Source organism: Streptomyces sp. NPDC058373 (assembly GCF_042723275.1).
Lineage (GTDB): Bacteria > Actinomycetota > Actinomycetes > Streptomycetales > Streptomycetaceae > Streptomyces.
Genome location: NZ_JBHXJE010000020.1, coordinates 75657 through 101180, shown reverse-complemented (window position 1 = coordinate 101180; position 25524 = coordinate 75657). Strand labels below are relative to the sequence as shown.

Sequence of the window (25524 nt, the reverse complement as noted above, 5' to 3'; positions counted from 1 at the left end):
GGCATCACGCCCCATTAGGGACAGTGAGGGCATCGACGCCATGTTTCACGTGAAACATCGTGTTTCACGTGAAACCACGGGCCGACGCACCAACGGGTGCGGCGGCCCTCCCGTCGTTCCGGGGGCCATGGGGCAGGATGGCGCCCATGCCCAGCCCAGAGACGACACGTGCCAGCGCACCGCAGCGGGACACCGTGCAGCCGACGCGGCAGGACGAGGTGGCCGCCGCCGGCTCCGAGCTGATCGGCGGCCCCGTGGGCAGACGGGCCCTCACCGGCCGCTCCTGGTGGTCGCCGGTACGGGTGATCGCCCTGGTCATGATCGGCATGTTCGCCCTAGGCATGGTGCAGAAGCTGCCCTGCTACAACGGTGGCTGGTTCTTCGGTGCCGGCGCCCAGTACACCCACGCCTGCTACTCCGACATTCCCCACCTCTTCCAGGGCCGGGGCTTCGCCGACGGCCTGGTCCCCTACTTCGACCGGCTGCCGGGGGACATGGAGTTCCTGGAGTACCCCGTCCTGACCGGCGTGTTCATGGAGGTGGCCTCGTGGGCCACCCCGGGCTCGGGGGCCCTCGTGGAGCGCGAGCAGATCTACTGGCTGATCAACGCCGGGATGCTGATGGTCTGCGCCGCCGTGATCGCCGTCTGCGTCGCGCGCACCCACCGCCGGCGCCCCTGGGACGCCCTGCTCGTCGCCCTCGCCCCCGCCCTGGCGCTGACCGCCACCATCAACTGGGACCTGCTGGCCGTGGCCCTGACCGCCGCCGCGCTGCTCATGTGGGCGCGCGAGCGGCCGCTCGCCTTCGGCGTCCTCCTCGGGCTCGCCACCGCGGCCAAGCTCTACCCGGCCCTGATCCTCGGGCCGCTCTTCCTGCTCTGCTGGCGGGCGGGGAAGTGGCGGGCCTTCGGCACGGCCCTCGGCGGGGCCGCGGGGGCGTGGCTGGTGGTCAACGGGCCCGTGATGATCGGCGCCTTCGAGGGCTGGTCGAAGTTCTACACGTTCAGCGAGGAACGCGGCGTCGACTTCGGCTCCTTCTGGCTGGTGCTCTCCCAGAACTCCGGCCAGCCGCTGGCGACGGAGACCGTCAACACCCTGGCGACCCTGCTGATGGTCCTGGCCTGCGCGCTGATCGCCGTCCTCGTCCTCATGGCGCCCCGCCGCCCCAGGCTGGCCCAGGTGGCCTTCCTGGTCGTCGCGGCCTTCATCCTCACCAACAAGGTGTACTCACCGCAGTACGTGCTCTGGCTGATCCCGCTGGCCGCCCTCGCCCGGCCCCGCTGGCGCGACTTCCTCGTCTGGCAGGCCTGCGAGGTCCTGTACTACTTCGGCATCTGGATGTACCTCGCCTTCACCAGCAGCGGGGACGCCCAGCGCGGCCTGCCGCTGGAGGGGTACCACCTGGCGATCTGCCTCCACCTCGCCGGGACGCTCTACCTCTGCGCCGTCATCGTGCGCGACGCCCTGCTCCCCGAACGGGACGTGGTGCGCCGGGACGGGGACGACGACCCCTCGGGCGGGGTGCTGGACGGTGCTCCGGACAGGTTCGTCCTCGGCTATGCCGCCCGCCCGCCGCAGCACGCCGCACACTTCAGCGGCCCGGTGGTGCGCTGGGGCGCGGGCAAGCGGGCCGGTGAGGGCCTGGGAGCGGGCGGCCCCACGGCCCCTGGCTCGTCCTGACACACCGGCCACATCAGAGGCCCCTAGGGGGCTGCCTTCACAGTCCCCCGCGGTGTCCGGTGCGTGCTCTCACCGCACCGGGCGAACCGAGTACGTCCAGTACGAGGACTTCCGCCCGGCGCGCCGAGAGCACGCACCGGACACCGCGGACACCGCACAGGACTGGAAAGACACCCCCTGGCCGTCCCCGTGCGGGGCGGCCAGGGGGTGTCTTCACGTGCGGGCAGGTCGGCTCAGCGCTCGACGACCCGGTCGTACTGCGTGGTGGTGTGCCGCAGGTGGGCCACCAGCTCGTCGCCGACCTGCGGCGCGGGGGCGTCCGCGGGGACGAAGAGGATCGACACCTGCATGTGCGGGGGCTCGGCGAACCAGCGCTGCTTGCCCGCCCAGACGAACGGCGACAGGTTCCGGTTGACCGTCGCCAGGCCCGCACGGGCCACGCCCTTGGCGCGCGGCATCACGCCGTGCAGGGCCTTCGGCGACTCCAGGCCCACCCCGTGCGAGGTGCCCCCGGCGACCACCACCAGGTAGCCGTCACCGGCCGCCTTCTGCTGGCGGTAGCCGAAGCGGTCGCCCTTGGAGACCTGGGTGACGTCCAGCACCGCGCCGCGGTACTCGGTCGCCTCCTCGTCGCCCAGCCACAGCCGCGTGCCGATCCGCGCGCGGAACCGCGTCTGCGGGAACTGCTGCTGGAGGCGGGCCAGTTCGGAGGCCTTCAGGTGGCTGACGAACATGGTGTGCAACGGCAGCCGGTGGGCGCGCAGGCGGTCCATCCAGGCGATGACCTCCTCGACCGCGTCCGTGCCGTCGGTGCGGTCCAGCGGCAGGTGGATGGCGAAGCCCTCCAGCCGGACGTCCTCTATGGCCGCGTGGAGCTTCGGGAGATCCTCCTCGCTGACGCCGTGGCGCTTCATCGAGGACATCACCTCGATGACCACGCGGGCGCCGACCAGGCCGTGGACGCCGTCCACCGAGGAGACCGAGCGGATGACCCGGTCCGGCAGCGGGACCGGCTCCTCGCCGCGCCGGAACGGCGTCAGGACGAGCAGGTCACCGCTGAACCAGTCCTTGATCCGAGCCGCCTCGTAGGTGGTGCCCACCGCGAGGATGTCGGCGCCGAAGCGGATTGCCTCCTCTGCCAGCCGCTCGTGCCCGAAGCCGTACCCGTTGCCCTTGCAGACGGGGACGATGCCCGGGAACTGCTCGCGCACCTGGTGGTGGTGATCCCGCCAGCGCGCGGTGTCGACGTACAGCGTGAGCGCCATGGCCGGTCCGGAGCCTTCCTGTGTCAGTCGTCGTTGGGCGGTGCGGCCGTTGCGCCCCGCCGGAGGAATTGTGCCGTGCCCGGTGGGGTCAGCGGCGGGACATGTAGATGTCGAGCGCCTTGTGCAGCAGCTTGTTGAGCGGGAAGTCCCACTCGCCGAGGTACTCGGCAGCCTGCCCACCGGTGCCGACCTTGAACTGGATGAGGCCGAAGAGGTGGTCCGACTCGTCCAGGGAGTCGGAGATGCCGCGCAGGTCGTAGACGGTGGCGCCGAGCGCGTAGGCGTCGCGCAGCATCCGCCACTGCATGGCGTTGGAGGGCCGGACCTCGCGCTTGTGGTTGGCGGAGGCGCCGTAGGAGTACCAGACGTGGCCGCCGACGACCAGCATGGTGGCGGCGGCGACGTTCTCCCCCTCGTGGCGGGCGAAGTACAGCCGCATCCGGTTGGGGTCCTCGTTGTTCAGCGCCGTCCACATGCGCTGGAAGTAGCCGAGGGGGCGCGGGCGGAAGCGGTCGCGCTCGGCGGTGACCTCGTAGAGCCGCTGCCACTCCTCCAGGTCCTGGTAGCCGCCCTGGACGACCTCGACGCCGGCCTTCTCGGCCTTCTTGATGTTGCGCCGCCAGAGCTGGTTGAAGCCCTTGTGGACGTCCTCCAGCGAACGGTTGGCCAGCGGGACCTGGAAGACGTACCGGGGCTGGACGTCACCGAAGCCGGCGCCGCCGTCCTCGCCCTGCTGCCACCCCATGCGCCGCAGCCGGTCCGCGACCTCGAAGGCACGCGGCTCGATGAAGTCGGCCTCGACGTCCCGCAGACGCTTGACGTCCGGGTCCTGGATGCCCTTCTTGATGCTGGCGGCCTCCCAGCGCCGGATGATCACCGGCGGGCCCATCTTCACCGAGAAGGCGCCCTGCTGCTTGAGGTGGGCCAGCATCGGCTGGAGCCACTCCTCCAGGTGAGGCGAGAACCAGTTGATGACCGGGCCCTCGGGGAGGTACGCCAGATACCGCTTGATCTTCGGAAGCTGGCGGTACAGGACGAGACCGGCGCCCACCATCTCGCCCGTCCGGTCGTCGAACCAGCCCAGGCTCTCCGAGCGCCACTCGGCCTTGACGTCCGCCCAGGCAGGGACCTGCATGTGGCTGGCCGCGGGCAGGGTCTGGACATACGCCAGATGCTGCTCACGGCTGATGGTCCTGAGGGTCAGACTCATTTCGGGGCGCTCCTCGGGCTGGTGTGTCCCCATGGGGTCAGGGGCTCCGGCTCTCGCGCGAAGCCTACTGCGCCGGTGATCGCCCCGTTCGGGCCGCCACCGAACCGGCCGGGGCGCACCGCCGGCCGAGGGACCGTCCCGTCGCGGAACGGTCCCTCGGCCGGGAGGCGGGCGGGGTCAGGTGACCACGCCGCCGAAAAGGCCACCGTGGGCCATGCCGAGGTAGAAGCCGAGGGCGGAGGCACCGAGTCCCACGATGAGGAGGGTGCGTTCCCTGGTCGTCTCGGAGATGTACTGGCCGTAGGCACCCGTGAGGATGCCCACCAGCCCTGCCCATGAGCTGAGCAGGTGCAGATGGTGGAAACCCGCCGTAATCAGGGCGATCGCCCCGAGGACGAGGGTGACGGCCATCAGGGCGTCCTGGAGCGGATGGGGCTTGCCGTCGGTGGCGAAGAGGGAACCGGCTGTCTTCGGACGCGTCGTCTGGGCCATTGGGGCACCTCCTGCGGAAGCGGCGCTCATCTCGGTGCCGGGCACCGGTGCTGCGCATCCGGTGCCGGAGCACCCGATACACCCAGATTGCGGGCATCGGCGGCCGGATTTCAACCGGAAGCGGTCGTGCGGGTACTCTGTACCGTCTGCACCGGTGTCTGCCCAGATCCTGGATCGCCCGCCCACCCGGCTCCCGCTCGCGGGATCCGTCGTCCGCGGTGGCCGATACCGTTGCGCTCGCATCAAGACCCTCCTGCCACGGAACGACCGTGGCCGCTGAGTCCAAAGGAGGTGGGTTCTACATGCGTCACTACGAGGTGATGGTCATCCTCGACCCCGATCTGGAGGAGCGCTCCGTCGCCCCCCTGATCGAGAACTTCCTCTCCGTCGTCCGTGAGGCCGACGGAAAGGTCGAGAAGGTCGACACCTGGGGCCGTCGTCGTCTGTCGTACGAGATCAAGAAGAAGCCCGAGGGCATCTACTCGGTGATCGACCTCCAGGCCGAGCCTGCGGTCGTCAAGGAACTCGACCGCCAGATGAACCTGAACGAGTCGGTCCTGAGGACGAAGGTCCTCCGCCCCGAGACCCACTGAGCTCTTTCCGCTCAGATCCACTCGGGCTCCGAGTAGCAGCCAGCAGCCAGCAGCAAACCCGCCGAGAGGTACCCCATGGCAGGCGAGACCGTTATCACGGTGGTCGGCAATCTTGTCGACGACCCCGAGCTGCGCTTCACCCCGTCCGGTGCGGCGGTCGCGAAGTTCCGCGTCGCGTCCACTCCCCGCACCTTCGACCGCCAGACCAACGAGTGGAAGGACGGCGACAGCCTCTTCCTCACCTGCTCGGTCTGGCGTCAGGCGGCGGAGAACGTCGCCGAGTCGCTCCAGCGAGGCATGCGCGTCATCGTGCAGGGCCGGCTGAAGCAGCGGTCCTACGAGGACCGTGAGGGCATCAAGCGCACGGTCTACGAGCTGGACGTCGACGAGGTCGGTGCCAGCCTGCGGAACGCCACGGCCAAGGTCACCAAGACCACCGGTCGTGGTGGCCAGGGCGGTTACAGCGGCGGCGGCGGTGGCGGCGGCCAGCAGGGCGGCTGGGGCGGCGGCCCCGGCGGTGGCCAGCAGGGCGGCGGCGGGGCTCCCGCCGACGACCCGTGGGCGACCAGCGCTCCTGCCGGCGGCGGCCAGCAGCAGGGTGGCGGCAGCGGCGGCTGGGGCGGCAGCTCCGGCGGCGGTGGCGGCTACTCGGACGAGCCCCCCTTCTAGGACGCTTCGCGTCCCCGAGGGATCAGGGTTCGCCACCACACTTCTTGATCACACAGGAGAAACACCATGGCTAAGCCGCCTGTGCGCAAGCCGAAGAAAAAGGTCTGCGCATTCTGCAAGGACAAGGTCACGTACGTGGACTACAAGGACACGAACATGCTGCGGAAGTTCATTTCCGACCGTGGCAAGATCCGTGCCCGCCGCGTGACCGGCAACTGCACGCAGCACCAGCGTGACGTCGCCACGGCTGTGAAGAACAGCCGTGAGATGGCGCTGCTGCCCTACACGTCGACCGCGCGATAAGGGAAGGGTGACCGACTGATGAAGATCATCCTCACCCACGAGGTCTCCGGCCTCGGTGCGGCCGGTGACGTCGTCGACGTCAAGGACGGCTACGCCCGTAACTACCTGGTCCCGCGTGGTTTCGCGATCCGCTGGACCAAGGGTGGCGAGAAGGACGTCGAGCAGATCCGTCGTGCTCGCAAGATCCACGAGATCGCCACCATCGAGCAGGCCAACCAGATCAAGGCCGAGCTCGAGGGCGTCAAGGTCAGCCTGAGCACCCGCTCCGGCGAGGCCGGCCGTCTCTTCGGTTCCGTCACGCAGGCCGACATCGCCGCGGCGATCTCGGCCGCCGGCGGCCCGAAGGTCGACAAGCGTCGCATCGAGCTGGACGCGCCGATCAAGTCGCTGGGCGCGCACTCCGCGTCCGTGCGTCTGCACCCCGAGGTTGCCGCCAAGGTGAACGTCGAGGTCGTCGCCGCCTGATCAGCGATCTGGCAGCGTGAAGCAAAGGGCCGCACCCTCACGGGTGCGGCCCTTTGCCGTGCGCGGCCGAGGACCGGGAAGGTACGTACGGGCGTGTGGCGAGTGTGGGGCGTCCCGATGTTTCACGTGAAACATGCCATGGGCCTCTCCGCCCGGTTCGGCGATGTTTCACGTGAAACATCGCCGAACCGAGCCCCCAGGGCTACCGGCTGGCGCCGGTGATCAACCAGCGGCCCGACTTCGTGCGGAGTCCCAGGGTGACCGCCCTGGTGACCATCATCAGCGTCATCGCGCCCCAGACCGCGGTGAGGCCGCCGCCCCAGCTGGGGATCAGCAGGGCGAACGGCGCGAAGATCGCCAGGGTCAGGAGCATGGCCCAGGCGAGGTAGGGGCCGTCGCCCGCTCCCATGAGGACGCCGTCCAGGACGTAGACGATGCCGGAGATCGGCTGGCAGACCGCGACCACCAGGAGTGCGGGGAGTGCCGCGTCCTGAACGGACCCGTCGCTGGTGAACAGGGGGATGAAGAGCGGGCGGGAGACGACCACCAAGACGCCGAGGGCGATGCCGGAGCCGATGCCCCACTCCACCATGCGCCGGCAGACGGCCTTGGCCCCTTCCGTGTCCCCGGCACCGAGGTAGCGCCCGATGATCGCCTGCCCGGCGATGGCGATGGCGTCCATCGCGAAGGCGAGCAGGCTCCACAGCGAGAGGATGATCTGGTGGGCGGCGATGTCCGTGTCACCGAGACGTGCGGCCACGGCCGTCGCGATCATCAGTACGGCCCGCAGCGACAGGGTCCGCACCAGCAGCGGGGCTCCGGCCTGCGCCGAGGCGCGGATCCCCGCCGCGTCCGGCTTGAGCGAGGCACCGTGCTTGCGGGCACCGCGGATGACGACCACCAGGTAGACGGCGGCCATGCCGCACTGGGCGATGACCGTTCCCCAGGCGGAACCGGCGATGCCGAGTCCGGCGCCGTAGACCAGGACGACGTTGAGAACGGCGTTGGCGACGAAGCCGCCGATGGCGACGTACAGGGGGGTGCGGGTGTTCTGGAGTCCGCGGAGGACGCCGGTGGCCGCGAGGACGACGAGCATCGCGGGGATGCCGAGCGAGGAGACGCGGAGGTAGGTGACCGCGTACGGGGCAGCTGTCTCGGAGGCGCCGAGAAGGTCGATCAGGGCGGGGGCGGTCGGCAGGACCACCGCGATGACGGCGGCTCCCAGGAGCAGTGCCAGCCAGATGCCGTCCATGCCCTGGCGGATGGCGGCGGAGAGGTCGCCCGCGCCGACCCGGCGGGCCACGGCGCCGGTGGTGGCGTAGGCGAGGAAGACGAAGACGCTGACGGCGGTGGTCAGCAGGGCGGAGGCGACGGCCAGTCCGGCGAGCTGAGCGGTGCCGAGGTGGCCGACGATCGCGCTGTCGGCCATCACGAAGAGGGGCTCGGCGACGAGGGCTCCGAAGGCGGGTACGGCGAGGGCGACGATCTCGCGGTCATGCTGACGGCGACGGGGTCTGGCCTGCGGAGCTGCCTTGGTCATGGCGCCCAATGTAATCATCCACAGGTAATAGATGCAATGCCCTAGGGATCCTTACTGCATCCCAGGATGCGGGTCGGCGGGCAACGGTTTGGCGACGATCTCGCGCGAGGTGGGGAAGTTTTTCCCCTGCACAGCCTGCGAGCAGCGAAGGCGCAGGTCAGCGGTAGGGTGGCGAAGTTCTTGAGGGGTTGTTCACAGCGCTGTCCACGGGGCCGTGCACAGGTTTCGCCGAGTTCTCCACAGCATTGGGTCGATCATCCACAGGGCCTGTGGATAACCAGATTGGCTGACGGTGCCGACGGGCCTACCGTGGTCCGGCGACCCACCCGCGCGCGGCCTGAGTTCCGACCGAGGAATCTCACGACTTCGACGCGTCAGAGAAGGGGTTGGGCCTCTCGCTTTGTCAGTGTCGGGCCGTACGGAAGCGCGCACGGAGAGGTCCGCTCGGCGGACGGATGGAGGCGGCACGGTGAGTATCTCCGAGCCCTTGGACGAACCGTGGGCCGCGGACACCGGACCCGGCGACCGGCTGCCGGCGTCCCGGCGGCGGGGCAAGGGGAACGACGGGGGCCGGGACCGTGACGGCGAGAGCTGGGACAGCGGTGGGGCGACCGCCTTCGAGCGCGTTCCGCCGCAGGACCTCGACGCCGAGCAGTCCGTCCTCGGCGGCATGCTCCTCTCCAAGGACGCCATCGCCGATGTGGTCGAGGTCCTCAAGGGCAACGACTTCTACCGGCCCGCGCACGAGACGATCTACCTGGCGATCCTCGACCTCTACGCCAAGGGCGAGCCGGCCGACCCCATCACCGTCGCCGCCGAGCTGACCAAGCGCGGCGAGATCACCCGCGTCGGCGGCGCCCCGTACCTCCACACCCTCGTGCAGACGGTGCCCACCGCCGCCAACGCCGAGTACTACGCGGAGATCGTGCACGAGCGGGCGGTGCTCCGCCGCCTCGTGGAGGCGGGCACCAAGATCACGCAGATGGGGTACGCCGCCGACGGCGACGTCGACGAGATCGTCAACAGCGCCCAGGCGGAGATCTACGCCGTCACCGAGCAGCGGACCTCCGAGGACTACCTGCCGCTCGGCGACATCATGGAGGGCGCGCTCGACGAGATCGAGGCGATCGGTTCCCGCAGTGGCGAGATGACTGGTGTCCCCACCGGGTTCACCGACTTCGACTCGCTCACCAACGGCCTGCACCCCGGCCAGATGATCGTCATCGCGGCCCGTCCCGCGATGGGCAAGTCGACGCTCGCCCTCGATTTCGCGCGAGCCGCCTCCATCCAGAACAACCTGCCCAGCGTGGTCTTCTCCCTGGAGATGGGCCGCAACGAGATCGCCATGCGCCTGTTGTCGGCCGAGGCCCGGGTCGCCCTGCACCACATGCGCTCCGGCACGATGACCGACGAGGACTGGACCCGCCTCGCCCGCCGCATGCCCGACGTGTCGGCCGCCCCCCTCTACATCGACGACTCCCCGAACCTGTCGATGATGGAGATCCGCGCCAAGTGCCGCCGTCTCAAGCAGCGCAACGACCTCAAGCTCGTCGTCATCGACTACCTCCAGCTCATGCAGTCCGGCGGCTCGAAGCGGGCCGAGAGCCGCCAGCAGGAGGTCTCGGACATGTCCCGTAACCTCAAGCTGCTCGCCAAGGAGCTGGAGATCCCGGTCATCGCCCTCTCCCAGCTCAACCGTGGCCCGGAGCAGCGCACCGACAAGAAGCCGATGGTCTCCGACCTCCGTGAGTCCGGCTCCATCGAGCAGGACGCCGACATGGTGATCCTGCTGCACCGCGAGGACGCCTACGAGAAGGAGTCCCCCCGCGCCGGCGAGGCCGACCTCATCGTCGCCAAGCACCGTAACGGCCCCACCGCCACCATCACCGTCGCCTTCCAGGGCCACTACAGCCGCTTCGTGGACATGGCGCACGGGTGAGGCTGCCCACGGACGGGCCCCGGTGACGCGCTGCCGCGCACGGCGGTCGTCCGGAGCGCCTCGGCGCCGAAAAGGCGTGGTGACGTACCGGAGGGGCTCGTAGCCTGTCGCGGTCGGACGGGCCGGTGCGGGCCGTGGAGCGCGAGCACAGGAGGTGTGGGCAGTGGGCACGGTCGAGATTGGCGGTTGGGCGGACGAGGGCTTCGGGTCCGTGGCGGACGTCTTCCGGGGAAACTTCGCGGAGTTCGGGGGGCTGGGGACGGCGGTCTCCGTCCGGGTGGGCGGGCGGCCCGTGGTGGAGCTCTGGGGCGGGACCGCATGATCGGTTACGGCGACGAAAGGGCCAACCGGCTCGTCACCGCGCTGCGAGGGTGCCTCCAGGGGTGACCGGCGCCCGGCGGGAGGACGGGGGCGCGGTTGAGGAGTGTCCCGGGTGGCAGACCGTGTCGCTGTCCACTCCACGGCTGCTGCTCAGGCCGGTCGAGAGGGGGGACCTCGACGCCTTCCTGCGTCTGTGGACCGAGCCCGTCGTCCGCCGCCATCTCGGTGGCCCCGTGCCCGCCGACCATCTCGCCGCCTACCGGCAGGCGGTCGTGGGGCGCCCGGGCGTCTTCGCGGTGGTTGCCGGCCAGTCGGGCGCACCTGGCGTCCGGCCCGGCAGCCCGGTGGGATACGTGGAACTCCGGCCCGACACGCGCCGGCCGGGCCGGACGGAACTGTCGTACGGGCTCCTCCCCGAGGCCACCGGGAGAGGGCTGGGACGGGAAGCGGTCGCCGCGGTCCTCGCGTGGTACCGAGGCGAGCGAGCGTCGCACCACGAGGTGATCGCGGTGACCCGGGTCGCCAACGGGCCCTCCCTGCGGCTCCTGCGGGCAGTCGGCCTGCGGGAGAAGGAGCGGTTCGAGGCATGGGGAGCCGCCCAGGTGCTCTACAGCAGCCGGTAGGGCGTGTCGGGGGACGGGCGGGAAAAGTGCTGGACCTCTGCGTGGCGAGCGAGTGGAGTGGGGGCATGACGACGCATGAGATCCCGGCAGAGGCACGCCTCCTGCCCGCCACCCGCCGAGCCCTGGCCCATCGCATCGCCCGTGCGCAGAGCGAGGCCCGGGTGCCGTCGCTGGTGGCCGGTGTGGCGCGGGACGGTGAGCTGGTTTGGGAAGGGGCGCTCTCCGCGCTGGAGGGCGTGGAGGTCGACGGGGACACCCAGTACCGGGTCGGGTCGATCAGCAAGACCTTCACCGCCGTCCTGGTCATGCGGCTACGGGACGAAGGGCTGCTGGAACTGACCGACACCCTGGAGAAGCATCTGCCCGGCACCGATGCCGGCCGGGCCACCATCGCCGAGCTGCTGGCCCACACCGGCGGCCTGGCGGCCGAGGCGCCGGGTGAATGGTGGGAGCGGAGTCCCGGCACGCTCCGCCCCGAGCTGGCCGACGTGCTCGGCGAGGAGCCGCACCGGCATCCCGTGGGCCGGGTCCACCACTACTCCAATCCCGGCTACACCCTGCTGGGCGCGCTGGTCGAGGAGGTGCGGGGCGAGCCGTGGGAGAAGGTGCTGCGGGCCGAGGTGCTGGAGCCGCTGGGGCTGACCCGCACCAGTTACGCGCCGCAGGCACCGTACGCCGAGGGCTGGGCGGTGCACCCCTGGGCCGACGCCCTGCTCCCGGAGCCCGCGCACGACCTGGGCCGCATGGCCCCGGCGGGGCAGCTGTGGTCGACCACGCGGGACCTGCTGCGCTTCGCCGCCTTCCTGATCCAGGGCGACGACGCGGTGCTGAGCGCCGCGTCCGTCCGGGAGATGCGGACGCCGGCGGCCCCGAGCCTTCCGGGGGCCCAGGAGAGCGCCTACGGACTGGGCACGCAGATTCTGAGCGTCGCCGGAGGGACGCTGACCGGTCACATGGGTTCGCTTCCCGGCTTCCTCGCCGCGGTGCTGGCCGGCGAGGACGAGCGGCTGGCGGCGGTGGTCCTCGCCAACACCACCTCGGGGCTCCTCATCGGGACGCTCGCCGCCGAGCTCATCGGCATCGTCGCCGAGGCGGAACCGTCGATGCCGCGGCTCTGGCGGCCGATGCGGGAGACCGACCCGGCGGTGCTGGAACTGGCGGGGCCCTGGTACTGGGGCGTGACGCCGTACGGACTGCACTGCGGGGCCGACGGCGGGGTGAAGCTGCGGCCGCTGCGGGGGGCGGGGCGTGCGGCGCGGTTCGTGGCGGTCGGCGACGGGACGTGGCGGGGGCTGGACGGCTACTTCCTCGGCGAGGTCCTGCGGCCGGTGCGGGACGCCGAAGGGGCCTTGACCCACCTGGACTTGGGATCGTTCGTCTTCACGCGGGAGCCGTACGCGCCGGATTCCGTGGTTCCCGGAGGTGTGGACCCCAAGGGGTGGCGTGGCCAGGGCGAGTGGGGCTGAGTGGAGCCGTCGGGAGGAATGTTTCACGTGAAACGTCCACTCCGGGCGCGGTGATGGCGTGATGTTTCACGTGAAACGTCGCCTGTCCGGTGTTTCACGTAAAACACCGTGTGTCGGCAGATCTGCGGGGACGCCACGAGGCTACGCCGTAGCGCCGGTTCAGAGCTGGAGCTTGAACCCCACGTGGGAGGCGGCGAAGCCGAGGCGCTCGTAGAACCGGTGGGCGTCCTCGCGGGTGGCGTCGGAGGTCAGCTGCACGAGCCGGCACCCCTCGGCGCGGGACTGCTCGACGGCCCACTCGATGAGGCGGGTGCCGAGCCCGCTTCCCCGTTCGTCCGCGTGGACGCGTACCCCCTCGATCAGGGAGCGGGTGGCCGCCCGCCGGGAGAGGCCGGGGATGAGGGTCAGCTGAAGTGTTCCGACGACCTTCCCCGCGCGCTCGGCCACGACCAGGTGCTGGTTCGGGTCGGCGGCCAGCCGGGCCTGCGCCGCCCTGTAGGGGGCGAGGTCGTCGGGGGACTCCCGCGTGGCTCCCAGCGGGTCGTCGGCGAGCATGGCGACGATGGCGGCCACGTCGGAGGCCTCGGCGCGACGGATCAGCAGCCCGTCGGCGGAAGGGCTGCCCGGGAGGTCGGAGGCGTCGTCTGTGGGTTGGCGGGAGGCCGACCCGGGGGAAGCGCCGGGCGTGGCACCGTGCGGACTGACCTGCTGAGGCGCGTTCGTGAGGTGATCCATGAGCGGCACAGTAGACCAGCCCGCGAGGGCCGTCCGGTGTGGTCCGGAGCCGTCAGGCGGGGGTGCGCAGCGTCTCGACCGCCTGGACGAGCGGGGCGAGCTCGGGGTCCTGGGCGGCGGCGTCGAGAGCTTCCCGCAGGGCCTCGTCATTGGTGGGGCGGGCCTCGGTGAGGAGCTCGTTCCCTGCCGGGGTCACGTCGGTGTAGATGCCGCGCCGGTCGGTGGGGCAGAGGTACCGGGAGAGGAGGCCGCGGTCCTCCAGCCGGCTCACCAGCCGGGTGGTGGCGCTCTGGCTGAGGACGACGGCGTCGGCGACCTGCTTCATCTGCAGGTGGCCTCCCTCGCCCTCGTGCTGGCGGCTGAGCACGTCCAGCAGCGAGTACTCGCGGGAGCTGAGCCCGTGCCCCGACTGAAGCGCCCGCTCCACGTGCGCCTCGATGCGGCCGTGCAGCAGCGAGAGTGCGCACCAGCTCTGCGCCAGTGCGGTCAGTGCGGGGTCCGTGGCGGTCATGGCTCCTCGCTCCTCCTTGTCGGGGCCCTCCGGGCCTGTCGGGGCGCCGAAAGCCCGGGTTGTGTCCAGCTTAAGACATGAATGCAATATCCGGCGTATGCATGTAACGAGCGTACGCAAGAGAATAATCCCGACGCTGGACGCTCCGACGGTGACGAGTATCCGCCGCCCGGCGTTGAGGGAAGCCTTCCTGACGGCGGCGGCGGTGCCCCGCCGTCAGGCCGCGGCCACGGTGAGGGGCGCGAACCGCCTGGTCCAGTCGCCGGGCAGGGCGGGCAGGGTGCGCGTCATCACCTCGTTGGTGGAGACGACCGGCATGCCCCGTTCCCGCAGCCAGCCCAGCAGCGACGCGTGCCGCACGTCGATGTCGGTGCGCAGGGGGCGGTGGGCGCCGTCGGCCAAGGCGGTGATGAGGGCCTGTGCGGTGCCGCTGTCCCGGGCGACGAGCGGACCGATCACCTCGGTGTCGGTGGAGGGCCAGCGCGCCGCGAAGCCGGTCAGCTCCCCGTCCTCCTCCGCCACCAGGAACCGGTCGGCGAATGCCGGGAGCCTGGCGATCAGCGGCGTCCGGTCGGTGCCGAAGACCTCGGCGTCGAGCTGGAGGATGCGGGGCAGGTCGCCCGCCCTCGCGCGGGAGAGGGAGAGCGCCGGCGAGCCGGGGAGGGCGGTGGGGGCGGAGAAGCGGCCGGTGACGGTGGCCGCCTGGCCCACGGACGTGAACCCCAGCTTCCGGTAGAGCGGAAGCCCGCTGCTGGTCGCATACAGGGTGAGAGGGACCGAGCCGCTGTACTCGATCACGTGCTCCATCAGGCGGCGGCCGAAGCCTCGCCCCGCGTACCGGTCGGCGATCAGTACCATGCCGACTGCGGTGAAGGCGGGGGCCTCCTGCGGGCCGAAGTCGGTGAGGGTGCAGGCGCCCAGCAGCCCGCGTCCGTCCGGAGCGTCGATGCCGACGCCGTGCCCCGCCGCGAGCAGCAGGCGCCATTTGTGCTCCTCCGGGGACCACCCCCGGTCATACGCGAGGCTCGTGCAGGCCGGGAGGTCCCGGAGGGTGAGCGGGCGGACGGGTAGAGCGGAGAGCGCAGGTGTCGACACGCGGCTCAGGTTGACCGACGCGGGCGCCTCGCGTCCACCGCCTTTTCAGCCGGGGATTCTGAGACCCGCCGTCGGTCACGGGGCAGCGCGAGGTGCCCGTTCCCGCAGCTCACGCGGTACGCCGCCGACCGGAGGGTGAGCAGGGCGCCGGAGGTGCCCTGTTTCACGTGAAACATCGTCGCCCGCGACGGTGCCACCCCGTGACGCCCCGGGTGGAAGCCCGCAAGGGGCGCTGTCCGGACTCGTCCGCTCCTGCTCAGCCGAGATCGGCGGCGAGCAGCGCCTGGACGCCCTCGATGTTGCCGTCCAGGTAGTGCCGCAGCGAGAGGGGGACCAGGTGGACGGAGGCGATGCCGAGCCGGGTGAACGGGATGCGCACGATCTCGTACTCCCCGCAGGGGTCCTCGACCTCCGGACCGTGGCGCAGGGACGGGTCCATGGTGCCCAGGCGGCAGACGAAGAAGTGCTGCACCTTCACGCCGGTGGTCTCGGCGTCCTCGCCGATGTGTTCGACCGTGTCGACGAAGCAGGGCACGACATCGGTGACCTTGGCGCCCAGCTCCTCCAGGACCTCGCGGTGCAGGGCGGTGACGACGCTGTCGTCCTCGGGCTCGACGCCACCGCCCGGAGTCACCCAGTACGGATCGACGCCGGGCTTGGTGCGCTTGATCAGGACGAGCTGGTCACCGTCGAGGAGCACGGCACGGGCGGTGCGCTTGACCACGGAGCGAACGGTCATGGGGGAAATCTGGCCCCGCATGTTCCACGTGAAACATCGGCCGCGACTCACCCCCAGGCGGCGGACGCCCGCAGCAGCCACTCGTGGGCCACGGCGATGTGCGGCAGAGCCTGGGTGCCGGCCCGCACGGCGAGGAAGTACGTCCGCAGCGGCGGAACCGGCGGATCCAGCAGGGTGACCAGCTCACCGCTGGCCAGCGCGTTCTCGCAGAGGTACCGGGGAAGCACGGCCAGCCCGGCGCCCGCGACGACGCACGACAGCACCGCCCGTAGATCCGGGGCGATCAGCGCGGCGTGGCCGGGAGGGGGTGCGTCGAAGACCGTGGCCCAGTACCGCTTGGCGAAAGGCAGGCCCTCATGGACATCGACGACCGGCACCTTGTCGAGCACCCCGGCGCCACCGTGCCGCACCGCGCCAGGTGCGAACCGTCCGGCCCAGCGGGGTGCCGCCACGAGGAGGTGTTCCTCGTCGCAGAGCGTTCCGGCGCTGAGCAGGGTTCCGCGCGGGCGGCGGCTGGTGACCGCGAGGTCGTGGTGTCCGGCGGCTAGCCCTTCCAGGACCTCGTCGGCGGAGCCGAAGGCGGTACGGAGCCGGACCGACGGCCCGTCCCTGCCGGTGAGGCCGACCAGGGCGGGCAGGACCCGCTCCGCCATGAATTCGGGTGGGCCCGCGAGATGCAGCGTGCGCAGCGGCGCCTCCAGGTCCAGGCCGCCCTCCGCGATCTCCACCAGAGCGTCGAGGTGTGGCGCCGCCCGGTGGGCCAGCTCGTCGCCGACCGAGGTGGGTGTCACGCCGCGGGCCTTGCGGAGGAAGAGCGGTCGGCCGAGCTGGCGCTCCAGGGTGCGTATCTGCGAGGTGACCGCGGGCTGGGAGAGGCCCAGCAGGGCGGCGGCGCGGGTGAAGGAACCGGCTCGGTGGACCGTGACGAACGTACGCAGCAGCGCAAGATCCACGCCCTCAACCCCTTCGTCGCAGGCCGTCGCTCGCTGTTCAACTATAAATATGTCGATAGGTCGCTGCCGCCACAGTGATTGGACACTGACGCTGAGTCAACTAGCCTTGGTGAGGCGGCTCTTCGAAAGAGAGTCCGGGACGGCCCGAGCCACGAGGGGGGAGGCTCGGGCCGTCTTCACGCGTGCGGCCTCCGGGCAGCACAGCGGTGCTTCGGGCGGCACGTTCGCCGGCCCGGCGGCTCAGCGGGCGTCGAGGGAGAGGTCGAGAGCGCGTGTCACGTCGGCCACCAGGTCCTCCGCGTCCTCGGCACCGACGGAGAAGCGGACGAACCCTTCCCCGACCGCGTCCCCGCCCCAGCGGCCCCGGCGTTCGGCGGTCGAGCGCACACTGCCGAAGCTGGTGGCGTCCTCGACCAGCCGCAGCTCGGCCAGGAACCGCTCCGCCCGCGCCTTCGAGTCGAGGTCGAACGAGACGACGGAGCCGAAGCGGCGCATCTGGGCGGCGGCGATCGCGTGCGAGGGGTCGTCGGAGAGCCCGGGGTAGCGCAGCCCGGCCACGTCCGCGCGGTCGCGGAGAGCTTCGGCGAGCGTCAGCGCGTTGGCGGTCTGGCGCTCGACGCGGAGTTGGAGTGTGGCGAGGGAACGGTGGGCGAGCCACGCCTCCATGGGGCCGGGGATGGCGCCCACGATCTTGCGCCAGCGCTTGACGCCCGCGGCCAGTTCGGCGTCGCGGCAGGTCACATGGCCGAGCAGGATGTCGCCGTGGCCGGTCATGCCCTTGGTGTCCGACGCAACCGAGAAGTCCGCCCCCAGTTCCAGGGGCCGCTGGCCGAGCGGGGTCGCCAGAGTGTTGTCCACCGCGACCAGTGTCGACCGGGCGTGGGCCGCCGCGACCAGGCGGCGGATGTCGCAGACGTCGAGGCCGGGGTTGGACGGCGACTCGATCCACAGCAGCTTGGCCCCCTCCAGGACCTCCAGCTGCCCGTCGCCGCCGGTCGGCGCGGTGCGCACCTCCACCCCGTACGCGGTGAGCTGCTCGCGGACCAGCGGCAGCACCTGGTAGCCGTCGTCCGGCAGCACCACCACGTCCCCGGCGCTGACCTGCGAAAACAGTACGGCCGAGATGGCCGCCATACCGGAGGCGAAGACCAGCGTGTGGGCCTCCTCGCCCGGCGCGTCCAGCTCGGCGATGGCGCGTTCCAGATGGGTCCAGGTGGGATTCTCGTCCCGGCCGTAGGCGTACGGCCCGCTCACCTCGCCCGGGAGGTGAAAGTGGGCGGCGAAGACCGGGCCGGGGAGAGTTGGCTCGTTCTTCACCACCTCGGGCAGGCCTGCTCGTACTGCCCTCGTACCGTCGCCCGTCATCGTGTCCGCCTTTCTCGCGTGCTTCAGGCCCCCGTCGGGCGGACGCCCACCGAAGGGGCGCCCGCCCACAGCATCGGACACGGCTTCGCACCGCCGCACGGCAGGTCCACGACCTGGACAGACGCGGTCCGGCGGCCCGGGATGGCGGGGCGGGCCGCAGGGTGGCCCGCCTCGGCGCGGAGCGTTCCGGGCTGAGCGGTCAGTCCTTGCGGTCCGGCAGGGCGACGTTCAGAGCCCAGGAGACGACCGAAATGATCAGGCCACCGAGGACGGCGGTCCAGAAGCCGTCGACGTGGAAACTCAGATCGAACTGCCCGGCGAGCCAGGAGGTCAGCATCAGCATCAGCGCGTTGACCACCAGCGTGATCAGGCCGAGGGTGAGCACGAACAACGGGAAGGTCAGGACCTTCACCACCGGCTTCACGAGGAAGTTGACCAGACCGAAGATCAGGGCGACGACAACGAGCGTGAGCGCCTTGTTGCCGGTGCTGTCGCCGGTGAGGGTGATGTCCTTGAGCAGCCACACGGCGACCAGGAGGGCGGCCGCGTTCGCCAGCGTCTTGACTAGGAAATTGGTCATGTGTCTGATCGTGACAGACAAGATCGGCGCCGGCAGGGCGTAGACCGCGCGGCCGCACGGGCGGCGGCGGGCCGGGCCGAAGGCGCACAGCGACAAGCGAACAGAGAGGCCAGCGGCTGATGAAGGCTTTCCGGCTCGACGAACTGGAGGCGGAACGCGCCTCCAACGACGGCGCGTACCTCCAGTTCCTGCATGAGCGGAACATGTCCGTGGGCCTGTACGCCCTCAACGCCGGCGAGCTCGACCCGCAGCAGCCGCACCGCCAGGACGAGGTGTACCTGGTCGTCAGCGGCCGGGCGGCCATCACCGTCGGCGAGGAGACCACCGAGGTGGGGCGCGGCAGCGTCGTCTACGTCCCGGCCGGGGTGCCGCACAAGTTCCACCACATCAGCGAGGACCTGCGGGTGATGGTGGTCTTCTCCCCGCCGGAGAGCTGAAGCCTCCCCGCGCCCCCGCGCACCACGTCCGGGTGGACCGGGCCAGGGCGGGAACCCTGGCGGCACCCCGAAGGTTCCCTAGGGGGAGGGTCAGGGAGAGACGGGGGGCGCGGGCGGCCCACCGGGTCCTGCGGCCGCCTAGCATCGAGGAAGACACGGCAGCGCGAGGGCCTACCCGGGCCCGGGCCGCACCGTCGGCCGCGCCACCCGGGCGCGACAGGCAGAGAGGGGACAGGTCATGGGCGCACGCGAGGTATTCGTCGGACTTCCGTGGTGGGTGAAGTGGATCGCCATACCGGTCCTCGCCCTTTTCATCTTCGGTGGCCTCATCGCCTCCGTCGTCGGCTTCGTCGTCGGGCTGCTCTTCAAGATCCTGGTCTTCGTCGCCCTCGTCGGCGGACTCATCTACGTGGTCAGGAAGTTCTTCCCGTCCTCGGACCGGGGAAGCTGGTAGCCGCCAGCACAGAGGCGCGGCGGTTCCTCCACCCGGGGGAATGGCACCCCAAGCGCCGAACCCGCCGCGAGGCCACCCACTACAGTCCGGAATCCGGCGCGAAGGCCCCGTCTTCGCACCGCTCCGGGCGGCCACGCCCGGGGGTTCACGCTCTCCGGGGGTGACCAGACCATGGCCCACGCCACGCCCGCGGACCGACCGGCTGAGTGGTCCACGGGTAGACACCAGGACGACGGCCACGCCGCGCCCACGCTCATCGGCTCCGTCCAGCGGGCGCTGCGGCTGCTGGAAGCCGCCGCCGTCCACGAATGCGGCGCCCCCGCCAAGCAGTTGGCCCGCGAGGCGGGCGTGGCGCTGCCCACCGCCTACCACCTGCTGCGCACCCTGACCCACGAGCGGTACCTCCGCCGGGTCGACGGGGTCTACGTGCTGGGCCCGGCCGTCGGCCGGCTGGACGAGGCGTACGCGCAGCAGAGCCGCCGCCACCTCGTCGACGACGTCTTACGCCACTGGCGCGACCGCCTGGGCGCCCCCGTCTACTTCGCCATGTACCGCGACGGCGAGATCGACCTGGTGGCGACGGCGGACACGCCCGGGAATCCCGCGGTCGCGGAATGGGCCGACTTCCGCGAGACCGCCCACGCCCACGCCATAGGCCAGTGCCTCCTCGCGCAGCTCGACGAGGAAGGCCGCCGGGACCACCTCTCCCGCCACCCCGTCCAGCCGCTCACCCCGTACTCGGTCCCCGACAGCCAGCGGTTACTGCGCCGCCTGGCCGCGACCGAGCGCATGCAGCCGGTCGTGGAATACCAGCAGTACGCGCTCGGCGTGGCCTGTGCGGCGGTGCCGATCACCGTCGGGTCCACCGCCGCCGTCATGGCCGTCTCCCTCCCCGCGGCTCAGACCGACCGCCTGCGGGTCACCACGCAACTCCTGCACCGGGACGTCGGCAGCATCCTGCGGCGACTCCGATTCTCTATCAGCATCTGAAAACTCACTCCTTGTGATCCAATGATGGCGTTCTGCAAGATGCCATGAAGGGCCGGGACGGATTTCGGCCACGTGGCGGCAACTGGCGGGGTAGTCCATGCGCGAGTCAGTACAGGCAGAGGTCATGATGAGCTTCCTCGTCTCCGAGGAGCTCGCCTTCCGCATCCCGGTGGAGCTGCGGTACGAGACCGTCGATCCGTACGCGGTGCGGCTGACGTTCCACCTCCCCGGGGACGCCCCTGTCACCTGGGTCTTCGGCCGTGAGCTGCTGGTCGACGGGGTCCTGGACGCCGCCGGCGACGGCGACGTGCGGGTCTCCCCGGTCGGACAGGAGGCCACCAGAGAGGTGCACATCACCCTCCAGGTCGGCTCCGAGCAGGCGCTCTTCCGGGCCGGGAAGGCGCCGCTGCTCGCCTTCCTCGACCGCACCGACCGGCTGGTCCCGCTCGGCAGCGAGCGGGCGCACGCGGACTTCGACACGCACCTCGACGACGCCCTGAGCCGCATCCTCACCGAGGAGCAGAGCGCCGGCTGAACGGCCGGGCCGGGCCGGACCGAGCCCGGCTCCCGGCCCCCGCCTCAGCGCTTCCTCCGGCGCCCCCTGCCGCCGCGCGCCGCCGGAGCGTTGCCCACGGGCCCCCCTGTGTCCTTGTCCGCCGACACCACCAGCGCCGCCAGCGCCGTCGTCACCGGGACCGAGGCCACCAGGCCGATCGAGCCCACCAGCGTCCGTACGATCTCCTCCGCCACCAGCTCGCTGTTGGCGACCATGCCCACGCTGCTCTGCGCGATGGAGAAGAGCAGCAGCAGCGGCAGCGCCGCGCCCGCGTAGGCCAGCACCAGGGTGTTGACCACGGAGGCGATGTGGTCCCGGCCGATGCGGATCCCGGCCCGGTAGAGCTTGCGCCAGCCCATCGTCGGGTCGGCCTGGTGCAGCTCCCACACAGCCGAGGTCTGGGTGACCGTCACGTCGTCGAGGACGCCGAGGGAGCCGATGATGACGCCCGCCAGCAGCAGGCCGCTCATGTCGATCTCCGGGTAGAGCCCGTGGATCAGCCCGGTGTTGTCGTCCGTGTTGCCCGTCAGGGCCGCCCAGCCGATGAAGAGCGAGCCGAGCACGCCGATCAGGAGCAGCGACACCAGCGTGCCGAGTACCGCCACCGAGGTTCTCGCCGTCAGCCCGTGGCAGAGGTACAGGGCGATCAGCATGATGGCGCTGGCGCCGATCACCGCCACCACCAGCGGGTTCGAGCCCTGCAGGATCGCCGGCAGGATGAAGAGCGTCAGCAGCGCGAAGCTCGCGGCGAGAGCGACCAGCGCCATCAGCCCCCGCATCCGGCCCACCAGCACCACGGCCACGGCGAAGATCGCGGCCAGCAGGGCCAGGGGGAACTTCCGGTCCACGTCGGTCACGGAGTACTGGAGCTCCTCCGGCGCGTCCGGAGCGTAGGCGACCACCACGCCCTGCCCCTGGCTCAGCTTCCGGGAGGCGTCGGGCTGCACGATCTCGGTGAAGGTCCGGCCCGCGTGCGGCCCGGAGGTCACCTCGACGGTGGCCTTCTCGCACTGCCCGGTCGCCTGCTCCTGCGCGGACCGGCCCTCCGGAGTGGAGGTGTCGCCGTTGGGCGGGGGCTGGGAGACGTTCACATCGGCGCAGTCGACCTGTTCCACCTGGGTGACCGAGCCCTGCTCCGTCTGCCGGTCCATGCCGACACCGGTCCGCTCATGCGCGGGAGCGCCACCGGGCCAGAGGACGAGCAACCCCACCACAACGGCGGCGGCGAACGGGATCAGGACGGCCGCGATCACCTTTCGCAGGTGTTTGGAGACCGGGGCGGCCGGGCCGTGGCTGTGGGAGTGCCCGTGGCCGCCCGTCGGCGGCTCCCCGTCGTGCCCCCCGGGGCCGGACGGCGGGCCGCCCGAGGGGGGCTGCGAGGGCGGCGGAGGCGGTGGCGTCGTCGAGGTCACGGGTCGATCATCGCAAGAGTCGGCGAGGCCCACTGTTCAGCACGGCCGACAGGGCGTTAGCGTGGGGCCACCTTTGTACACGCGGGAGCTCGGAGCACCGGGCTGAGAGGGCGCTGACCTCCGCTGGGCGACCGGTCGTCAAAACCGGTCGTCACCAGGGACATCGCTGCGTCGACCGCCGAACCTGTTACCGGGTAATGCCGGCGTAGGGAGTAGGTCTCATGACCACACAGGACGCACGCACGCCTGCCTCGGAACCGAAGAACGAGGCCGGGAAGTCCATCGGCTGGCACAAGGCGTACATCGAGGGCTCCCGGCCCGATCTGCGCGTGCCGGTCCGCCAGGTGCACCTCACCAACGGAAACGCCGTCACCCTGTACGACACCTCCGGGCCGTACACCGATCCGGCGGTGGAGACCGACGTCCGGCGGGGTCTGTCGCCGCTCCGCGAGCACTGGATCACCGCTCGCGGCGACACCGAGGAGTACGCCGGGCGCCCCGTCCGTCCCGAGGACGACGGCATCAAGCACACCAGCCCGCGCGGTGGGCTGCGCAACCTCGACGCGGTCTTCCCCGGCCGACCCCGCAAGCCCCGCCGGGCCGTCCCCGGCCGCACGGTGACGCAACTCGCCTACGCGCGGCGCGGCGAGGTGACCCCCGAGATGGAGTACGTGGCCATCCGGGAGAACCTCGACCCCCGGACCGTCCGGGACGAGATCGCCGCGGGCCGGGCCGTCCTCCCGGCCAACATCAACCACCCGGAGATCGAGCCGATGATCATCGGCAAGCGGTTCCTGGTGAAGGTCAACGCCAACATCGGCAACTCGGCGGTCACCTCCTCGATCGAGGAGGAGGTGGAGAAGATGACGTGGGCGACCCGCTGGGGCGCGGACACCGTCATGGACCTCTCGACCGGCCGGAACATCCACACCACCCGCGAGTGGGTGCTGCGCAACTCCCCCGTGCCGATCGGCACCGTGCCGCTCTACCAGGCGCTGGAGAAGGTCGACGGCAAGGCCGAGGAGCTCACCTGGGAGGTGTACAAGGACACCGTCATCGAGCAGGCCGAGCAGGGCGTCGACTACATGACGGTCCACGCGGGGGTCCGGCTCGCCTACGTGCCGCTGACCGCGCGGCGCAAGACCGGCATCGTCTCGCGCGGCGGGTCGATCATGGCTGCCTGGTGCCTCGCTCACCACCAGGAGAGCTTCCTGTACACGCACTTCGAGGAGCTCTGCGAGATCCTCGCGGCCTACGACGTCACCTACTCGCTCGGTGACGGCCTGCGGCCCGGATCGATCGCGGACGCCAACGACGAGGCGCAGTTCGCCGAACTCCGCACGCTCGGGGAGCTGAACACGATCGCCAAGCGGCACGGCGTGCAGACCATGATCGAGGGCCCGGGCCATGTGCCCATGCACAAGATCAAGGAGAACATCGACCTCCAGCAGGAGATCTGTGAGGAGGCGCCGTTCTACACGCTCGGCCCGCTCACCACGGACATCGCCCCCGCCTACGACCACATCACATCGGGCATCGGCGCGGCGATGATCGGCTGGTGGGGCACGGCGATGCTCTGCTACGTCACCCCCAAGGAGCACCTCGGCCTGCCCAACCGGGACGACGTGAAGACCGGCGTCATCACCTACAAGATCGCGGCCCACGCGGCCGACCTCGCCAAGGGCCATCCGGGCGCGCAGGACTGGGACGACGCCCTCTCGGACGCGCGCTTCGAGTTCCGCTGGGAGGACCAGTTCAACCTGGCGCTCGACCCGGACACCGCGCGGGAGTTCCACGACGAGACGCTCCCGGCCGAGCCGGCCAAGACGGCCCACTTCTGCTCCATGTGCGGGCCGAAGTTCTGCTCGATGAAGATCAGCCAGGACATCGCGACCCGTTTCGGTGACGCGGCCGACCCGGGAGCCTCGCAGGAGGAGATCGAGGCCGGGATGCTCCAGAAGTCGAAGGAGTTCGCGGAGTCCGGCAACCGGGTCTATCTGCCCCTGGCGGACTGAGGCGCGCGGGAGACCCGCGAGGATGTTTCACGTGAAACACCCCAGCGGTCGATGTTTCACGTGAAACATCACCCATGCCGATGTTTCACGTGAAACAGGCGAGCGGCCGGTCGGGCGCGAGGCCCCCGACCGGCCGCTCCGGCCGTCGCCGGTTCACCCGTGCCCAGGACCCTCGCCATCCTGCCCACGGAAGTCGGGGCTGCCGAACCGCGGGCTCTGGTAGGAGGGTCGGGAGTCGGGTCGCTCGGTGCCGCTCTCCGCCGGGCTGCTGAAGCTGGGCCGGCCATAGCCGAGGTGGGGCATGCGGTCCGGGTCCGCCTCGCCGGGCGACCTGCGTCCCGGAACCTCCACCTCGCTCCCGGGCGTCGGCCCGGGCTTCGCCGCCGACGCCTCGGCGAGCGTGGTGTGGAGGAAGGGCAGGATGCCCCGCTCGGTGAGCGCCCGCTCCCAGGCGTCGGAGGCACGCTGCACCTCGCGCCGGAGCGGGTCGGCGGGAACCGGAGCCGTCGGGAAGAGCGCCTTGTGCCGGTGGGCGGTCAGCAGGAGGGCGAGCCCTGCGGCGAACAGGGCGGCCGCCGCGAACGCGGCGAACACCCAGCCCGTCGTGAGCAGGGTCTGCGACAGCGCGGGAGCGGGGTCCAGCATCCGCAGGGCGTAGCCGACCAGCAGGAAGATCAACGCCGCGGTGCCCGCGAGGAGCGGTGCGAGGACCGCCAGGACGGCCAGGGCGCCGGCGCCGGCGGCCTCGGTCATCTGGCTGACGGCGGTGGTGAGCCCGGTGCCGCCGGGGCGCGTGGAGGAAGGATCGTCGCCGGTGGTGGAGCCGGCCGCGCTGGTGGCCTCTCCCAGTTCCTCGCGCAGGGAGAGGAGATGGCGGTACTCGGTCGCCGCGGCCGCGGTGATCACGGCGGTGCCGCCCAGCGCGAGGCGGCGCAGTTCGGGGACGGGGATCCGTCCTCCGGGCCCGGCGGCTGTCGTCCGGCCGCCGTTGCCGTGGGTGATGGTGCGCAGGGCGTCGTCGAGGAGCCGCTCGTACGCGGCGCGGTCCTCGTTCAGCAGGTGCGGAGCGCTGTTCATGTGCATCCCCCGAGGTGTCCGTAGGGCATCGCCGCCCGCG

At 71.1% G+C, this 25524-nt stretch carries 26 protein-coding genes and 1 riboswitch; of the genes, 13 read left to right on the top strand and 13 right to left on the bottom strand.

The annotated features are described in order from the left end of the window. Nucleotides 1-146 precede the first annotated feature (146 nt). The gene (locus tag ACFWMZ_RS14740) at nucleotides 147-1679 is read left to right on the top strand and encodes a glycosyltransferase family 87 protein (protein ID WP_383201787.1); all 1533 of its coding nucleotides are present in this window, start codon (nucleotides 147-149) and stop codon (nucleotides 1677-1679) included. A 233-nt stretch (nucleotides 1680-1912) separates the two neighbouring features. On the opposite strand, the gene ACFWMZ_RS14735 is transcribed toward ACFWMZ_RS14740, so the two are convergent. From ACFWMZ_RS14735 to ACFWMZ_RS14725, 3 genes are all read right to left on the bottom strand, one after another. Further along, a complete protein-coding gene (locus tag ACFWMZ_RS14735) occupies nucleotides 1913-2944 on the bottom strand; it encodes an alanine racemase (protein ID WP_383172953.1) in 1032 nt (343 codons plus the stop codon). Between the two features lie 88 nt (nucleotides 2945-3032). Continuing rightward, nucleotides 3033-4154, bottom strand: coding sequence for a lipid II:glycine glycyltransferase FemX (locus ACFWMZ_RS14730; protein WP_383172951.1), 1122 nt, complete (start codon nucleotides 4152-4154; stop codon nucleotides 3033-3035). A 177-nt stretch (nucleotides 4155-4331) separates the two neighbouring features. Beyond that, on the bottom strand, nucleotides 4332-4646 hold the full coding sequence (locus ACFWMZ_RS14725; protein ID WP_383172949.1) for a hypothetical protein: 315 nt from the start codon (nucleotides 4644-4646) through the stop codon (nucleotides 4332-4334). Between the two features lie 302 nt (nucleotides 4647-4948). Between ACFWMZ_RS14725 and rpsF the strand changes: the two genes are divergently transcribed. The 4 genes from rpsF (at nucleotide 4949) to rplI (ending at nucleotide 6676) form a co-directional block, all read left to right on the top strand. Beyond that, nucleotides 4949-5239 carry a 30S ribosomal protein S6 gene (rpsF, locus tag ACFWMZ_RS14720; RefSeq protein ID WP_003949400.1) on the top strand — a complete coding sequence of 97 codons (291 nt, stop codon included), beginning with the start codon at nucleotides 4949-4951 and terminating at the stop codon, nucleotides 5237-5239. 75 nt (nucleotides 5240-5314) lie between these two features. Continuing rightward, a complete protein-coding gene (locus tag ACFWMZ_RS14715; protein WP_383172946.1) occupies nucleotides 5315-5908 on the top strand; it encodes a single-stranded DNA-binding protein in 594 nt (197 codons plus the stop codon). Between the two features lie 66 nt (nucleotides 5909-5974). Next, a complete protein-coding gene (rpsR, locus tag ACFWMZ_RS14710; RefSeq protein ID WP_003949403.1) occupies nucleotides 5975-6211 on the top strand; it encodes a 30S ribosomal protein S18 in 237 nt (78 codons plus the stop codon). Between the two features lie 18 nt (nucleotides 6212-6229). After that, entirely contained in the window at nucleotides 6230-6676 is a 447-nt protein-coding gene (rplI, locus tag ACFWMZ_RS14705; RefSeq protein WP_383172943.1) for a 50S ribosomal protein L9, read from the top strand. A 202-nt stretch (nucleotides 6677-6878) separates the two neighbouring features. On the opposite strand, the gene ACFWMZ_RS14700 is transcribed toward rplI, so the two are convergent. Beyond that, on the bottom strand, nucleotides 6879-8216 hold the full coding sequence (locus tag ACFWMZ_RS14700) for an MATE family efflux transporter (protein WP_383201784.1): 1338 nt from the start codon (nucleotides 8214-8216) through the stop codon (nucleotides 6879-6881). Between the two features lie 469 nt (nucleotides 8217-8685). Here ACFWMZ_RS14700 and dnaB point away from each other — a divergent pair, with 469 nt between their 5' ends. From dnaB to ACFWMZ_RS14685, 3 genes are all read left to right on the top strand, one after another. Next, entirely contained in the window at nucleotides 8686-10155 is a 1470-nt protein-coding gene (gene dnaB, locus ACFWMZ_RS14695; protein WP_383172939.1) for a replicative DNA helicase, read from the top strand. A gap of 443 nt (nucleotides 10156-10598) precedes the next feature. Then, complete coding sequence (locus ACFWMZ_RS14690) at nucleotides 10599-11099, top strand: GNAT family N-acetyltransferase (protein WP_383201781.1); 501 nt, start codon at nucleotides 10599-10601, stop codon at nucleotides 11097-11099. Between the two features lie 65 nt (nucleotides 11100-11164). Further along, nucleotides 11165-12565 carry a serine hydrolase domain-containing protein gene (locus ACFWMZ_RS14685; protein WP_383201778.1) on the top strand — a complete coding sequence of 467 codons (1401 nt, stop codon included), beginning with the start codon at nucleotides 11165-11167 and terminating at the stop codon, nucleotides 12563-12565. Nucleotides 12566-12724: 159 nt separating this feature from the next. On the opposite strand, the gene ACFWMZ_RS14680 is transcribed toward ACFWMZ_RS14685, so the two are convergent. The 7 genes from ACFWMZ_RS14680 to ACFWMZ_RS14650 form a co-directional block, all read right to left on the bottom strand. Continuing rightward, nucleotides 12725-13168, bottom strand: coding sequence for a GNAT family N-acetyltransferase (locus tag ACFWMZ_RS14680; protein WP_383173052.1), 444 nt, complete (start codon nucleotides 13166-13168; stop codon nucleotides 12725-12727). Nucleotides 13169-13352: 184 nt separating this feature from the next. Continuing rightward, a complete protein-coding gene (locus ACFWMZ_RS14675; RefSeq protein ID WP_383201775.1) occupies nucleotides 13353-13811 on the bottom strand; it encodes a MarR family winged helix-turn-helix transcriptional regulator in 459 nt (152 codons plus the stop codon). Nucleotides 13812-14027: 216 nt separating this feature from the next. Beyond that, nucleotides 14028-14906 carry a GNAT family N-acetyltransferase gene (locus ACFWMZ_RS14670; RefSeq protein WP_383201772.1) on the bottom strand — a complete coding sequence of 293 codons (879 nt, stop codon included), beginning with the start codon at nucleotides 14904-14906 and terminating at the stop codon, nucleotides 14028-14030. A gap of 256 nt (nucleotides 14907-15162) precedes the next feature. Next, on the bottom strand, nucleotides 15163-15645 hold the full coding sequence (locus tag ACFWMZ_RS14665; protein ID WP_383201769.1) for an NUDIX domain-containing protein: 483 nt from the start codon (nucleotides 15643-15645) through the stop codon (nucleotides 15163-15165). 47 nt (nucleotides 15646-15692) lie between these two features. After that, nucleotides 15693-16598, bottom strand: coding sequence for a LysR family transcriptional regulator (locus ACFWMZ_RS14660; RefSeq protein WP_383201766.1), 906 nt, complete (start codon nucleotides 16596-16598; stop codon nucleotides 15693-15695). 240 nt (nucleotides 16599-16838) lie between these two features. Next, complete coding sequence (locus ACFWMZ_RS14655) at nucleotides 16839-17963, bottom strand: cystathionine gamma-lyase (RefSeq protein ID WP_383172924.1); 1125 nt, start codon at nucleotides 17961-17963, stop codon at nucleotides 16839-16841. A 199-nt stretch (nucleotides 17964-18162) separates the two neighbouring features. Beyond that, nucleotides 18163-18543: a phage holin family protein gene (locus tag ACFWMZ_RS14650; RefSeq protein ID WP_383172922.1), complete on the bottom strand. Its 381-nt coding sequence runs from the start codon at nucleotides 18541-18543 to the stop codon at nucleotides 18163-18165. A gap of 119 nt (nucleotides 18544-18662) precedes the next feature. Here ACFWMZ_RS14650 and ACFWMZ_RS14645 point away from each other — a divergent pair, with 119 nt between their 5' ends. From ACFWMZ_RS14645 to ACFWMZ_RS14630, 4 genes are all read left to right on the top strand, one after another. Beyond that, on the top strand, nucleotides 18663-18980 hold the full coding sequence (locus tag ACFWMZ_RS14645; protein ID WP_383172920.1) for a cupin domain-containing protein: 318 nt from the start codon (nucleotides 18663-18665) through the stop codon (nucleotides 18978-18980). 238 nt (nucleotides 18981-19218) lie between these two features. Next, nucleotides 19219-19434: a DUF5326 family protein gene (locus ACFWMZ_RS14640; protein WP_383172917.1), complete on the top strand. Its 216-nt coding sequence runs from the start codon at nucleotides 19219-19221 to the stop codon at nucleotides 19432-19434. Nucleotides 19435-19605: 171 nt separating this feature from the next. After that, entirely contained in the window at nucleotides 19606-20424 is an 819-nt protein-coding gene (locus ACFWMZ_RS14635; RefSeq protein ID WP_383201763.1) for an IclR family transcriptional regulator, read from the top strand. 97 nt (nucleotides 20425-20521) lie between these two features. Continuing rightward, a complete protein-coding gene (locus ACFWMZ_RS14630) occupies nucleotides 20522-20959 on the top strand; it encodes an SsgA family sporulation/cell division regulator (protein ID WP_383172910.1) in 438 nt (145 codons plus the stop codon). 44 nt (nucleotides 20960-21003) lie between these two features. On the opposite strand, the gene ACFWMZ_RS14625 is transcribed toward ACFWMZ_RS14630, so the two are convergent. Then, the gene (locus ACFWMZ_RS14625; RefSeq protein WP_383172906.1) at nucleotides 21004-22392 is read right to left on the bottom strand and encodes a YibE/F family protein; all 1389 of its coding nucleotides are present in this window, start codon (nucleotides 22390-22392) and stop codon (nucleotides 21004-21006) included. 71 nt (nucleotides 22393-22463) lie between these two features. After that, nucleotides 22464-22621: riboswitch (TPP riboswitch) on the top strand. Between ACFWMZ_RS14625 and thiC the strand changes: the two genes are divergently transcribed. Next, nucleotides 22614-24407 (top strand): phosphomethylpyrimidine synthase ThiC, encoded by a 1794-nt coding sequence (thiC, locus tag ACFWMZ_RS14620; RefSeq protein ID WP_383201760.1) that lies wholly within the window; start codon nucleotides 22614-22616, stop codon nucleotides 24405-24407. It overlaps the preceding riboswitch by 8 nt. A 153-nt stretch (nucleotides 24408-24560) precedes the next feature. Here the strand turns inward: thiC and ACFWMZ_RS14615 are convergent, their stop codons facing one another. Further along, complete coding sequence (locus ACFWMZ_RS14615) at nucleotides 24561-25490, bottom strand: hypothetical protein (protein ID WP_383172902.1); 930 nt, start codon at nucleotides 25488-25490, stop codon at nucleotides 24561-24563. Nucleotides 25491-25524 lie beyond the last annotated feature (34 nt).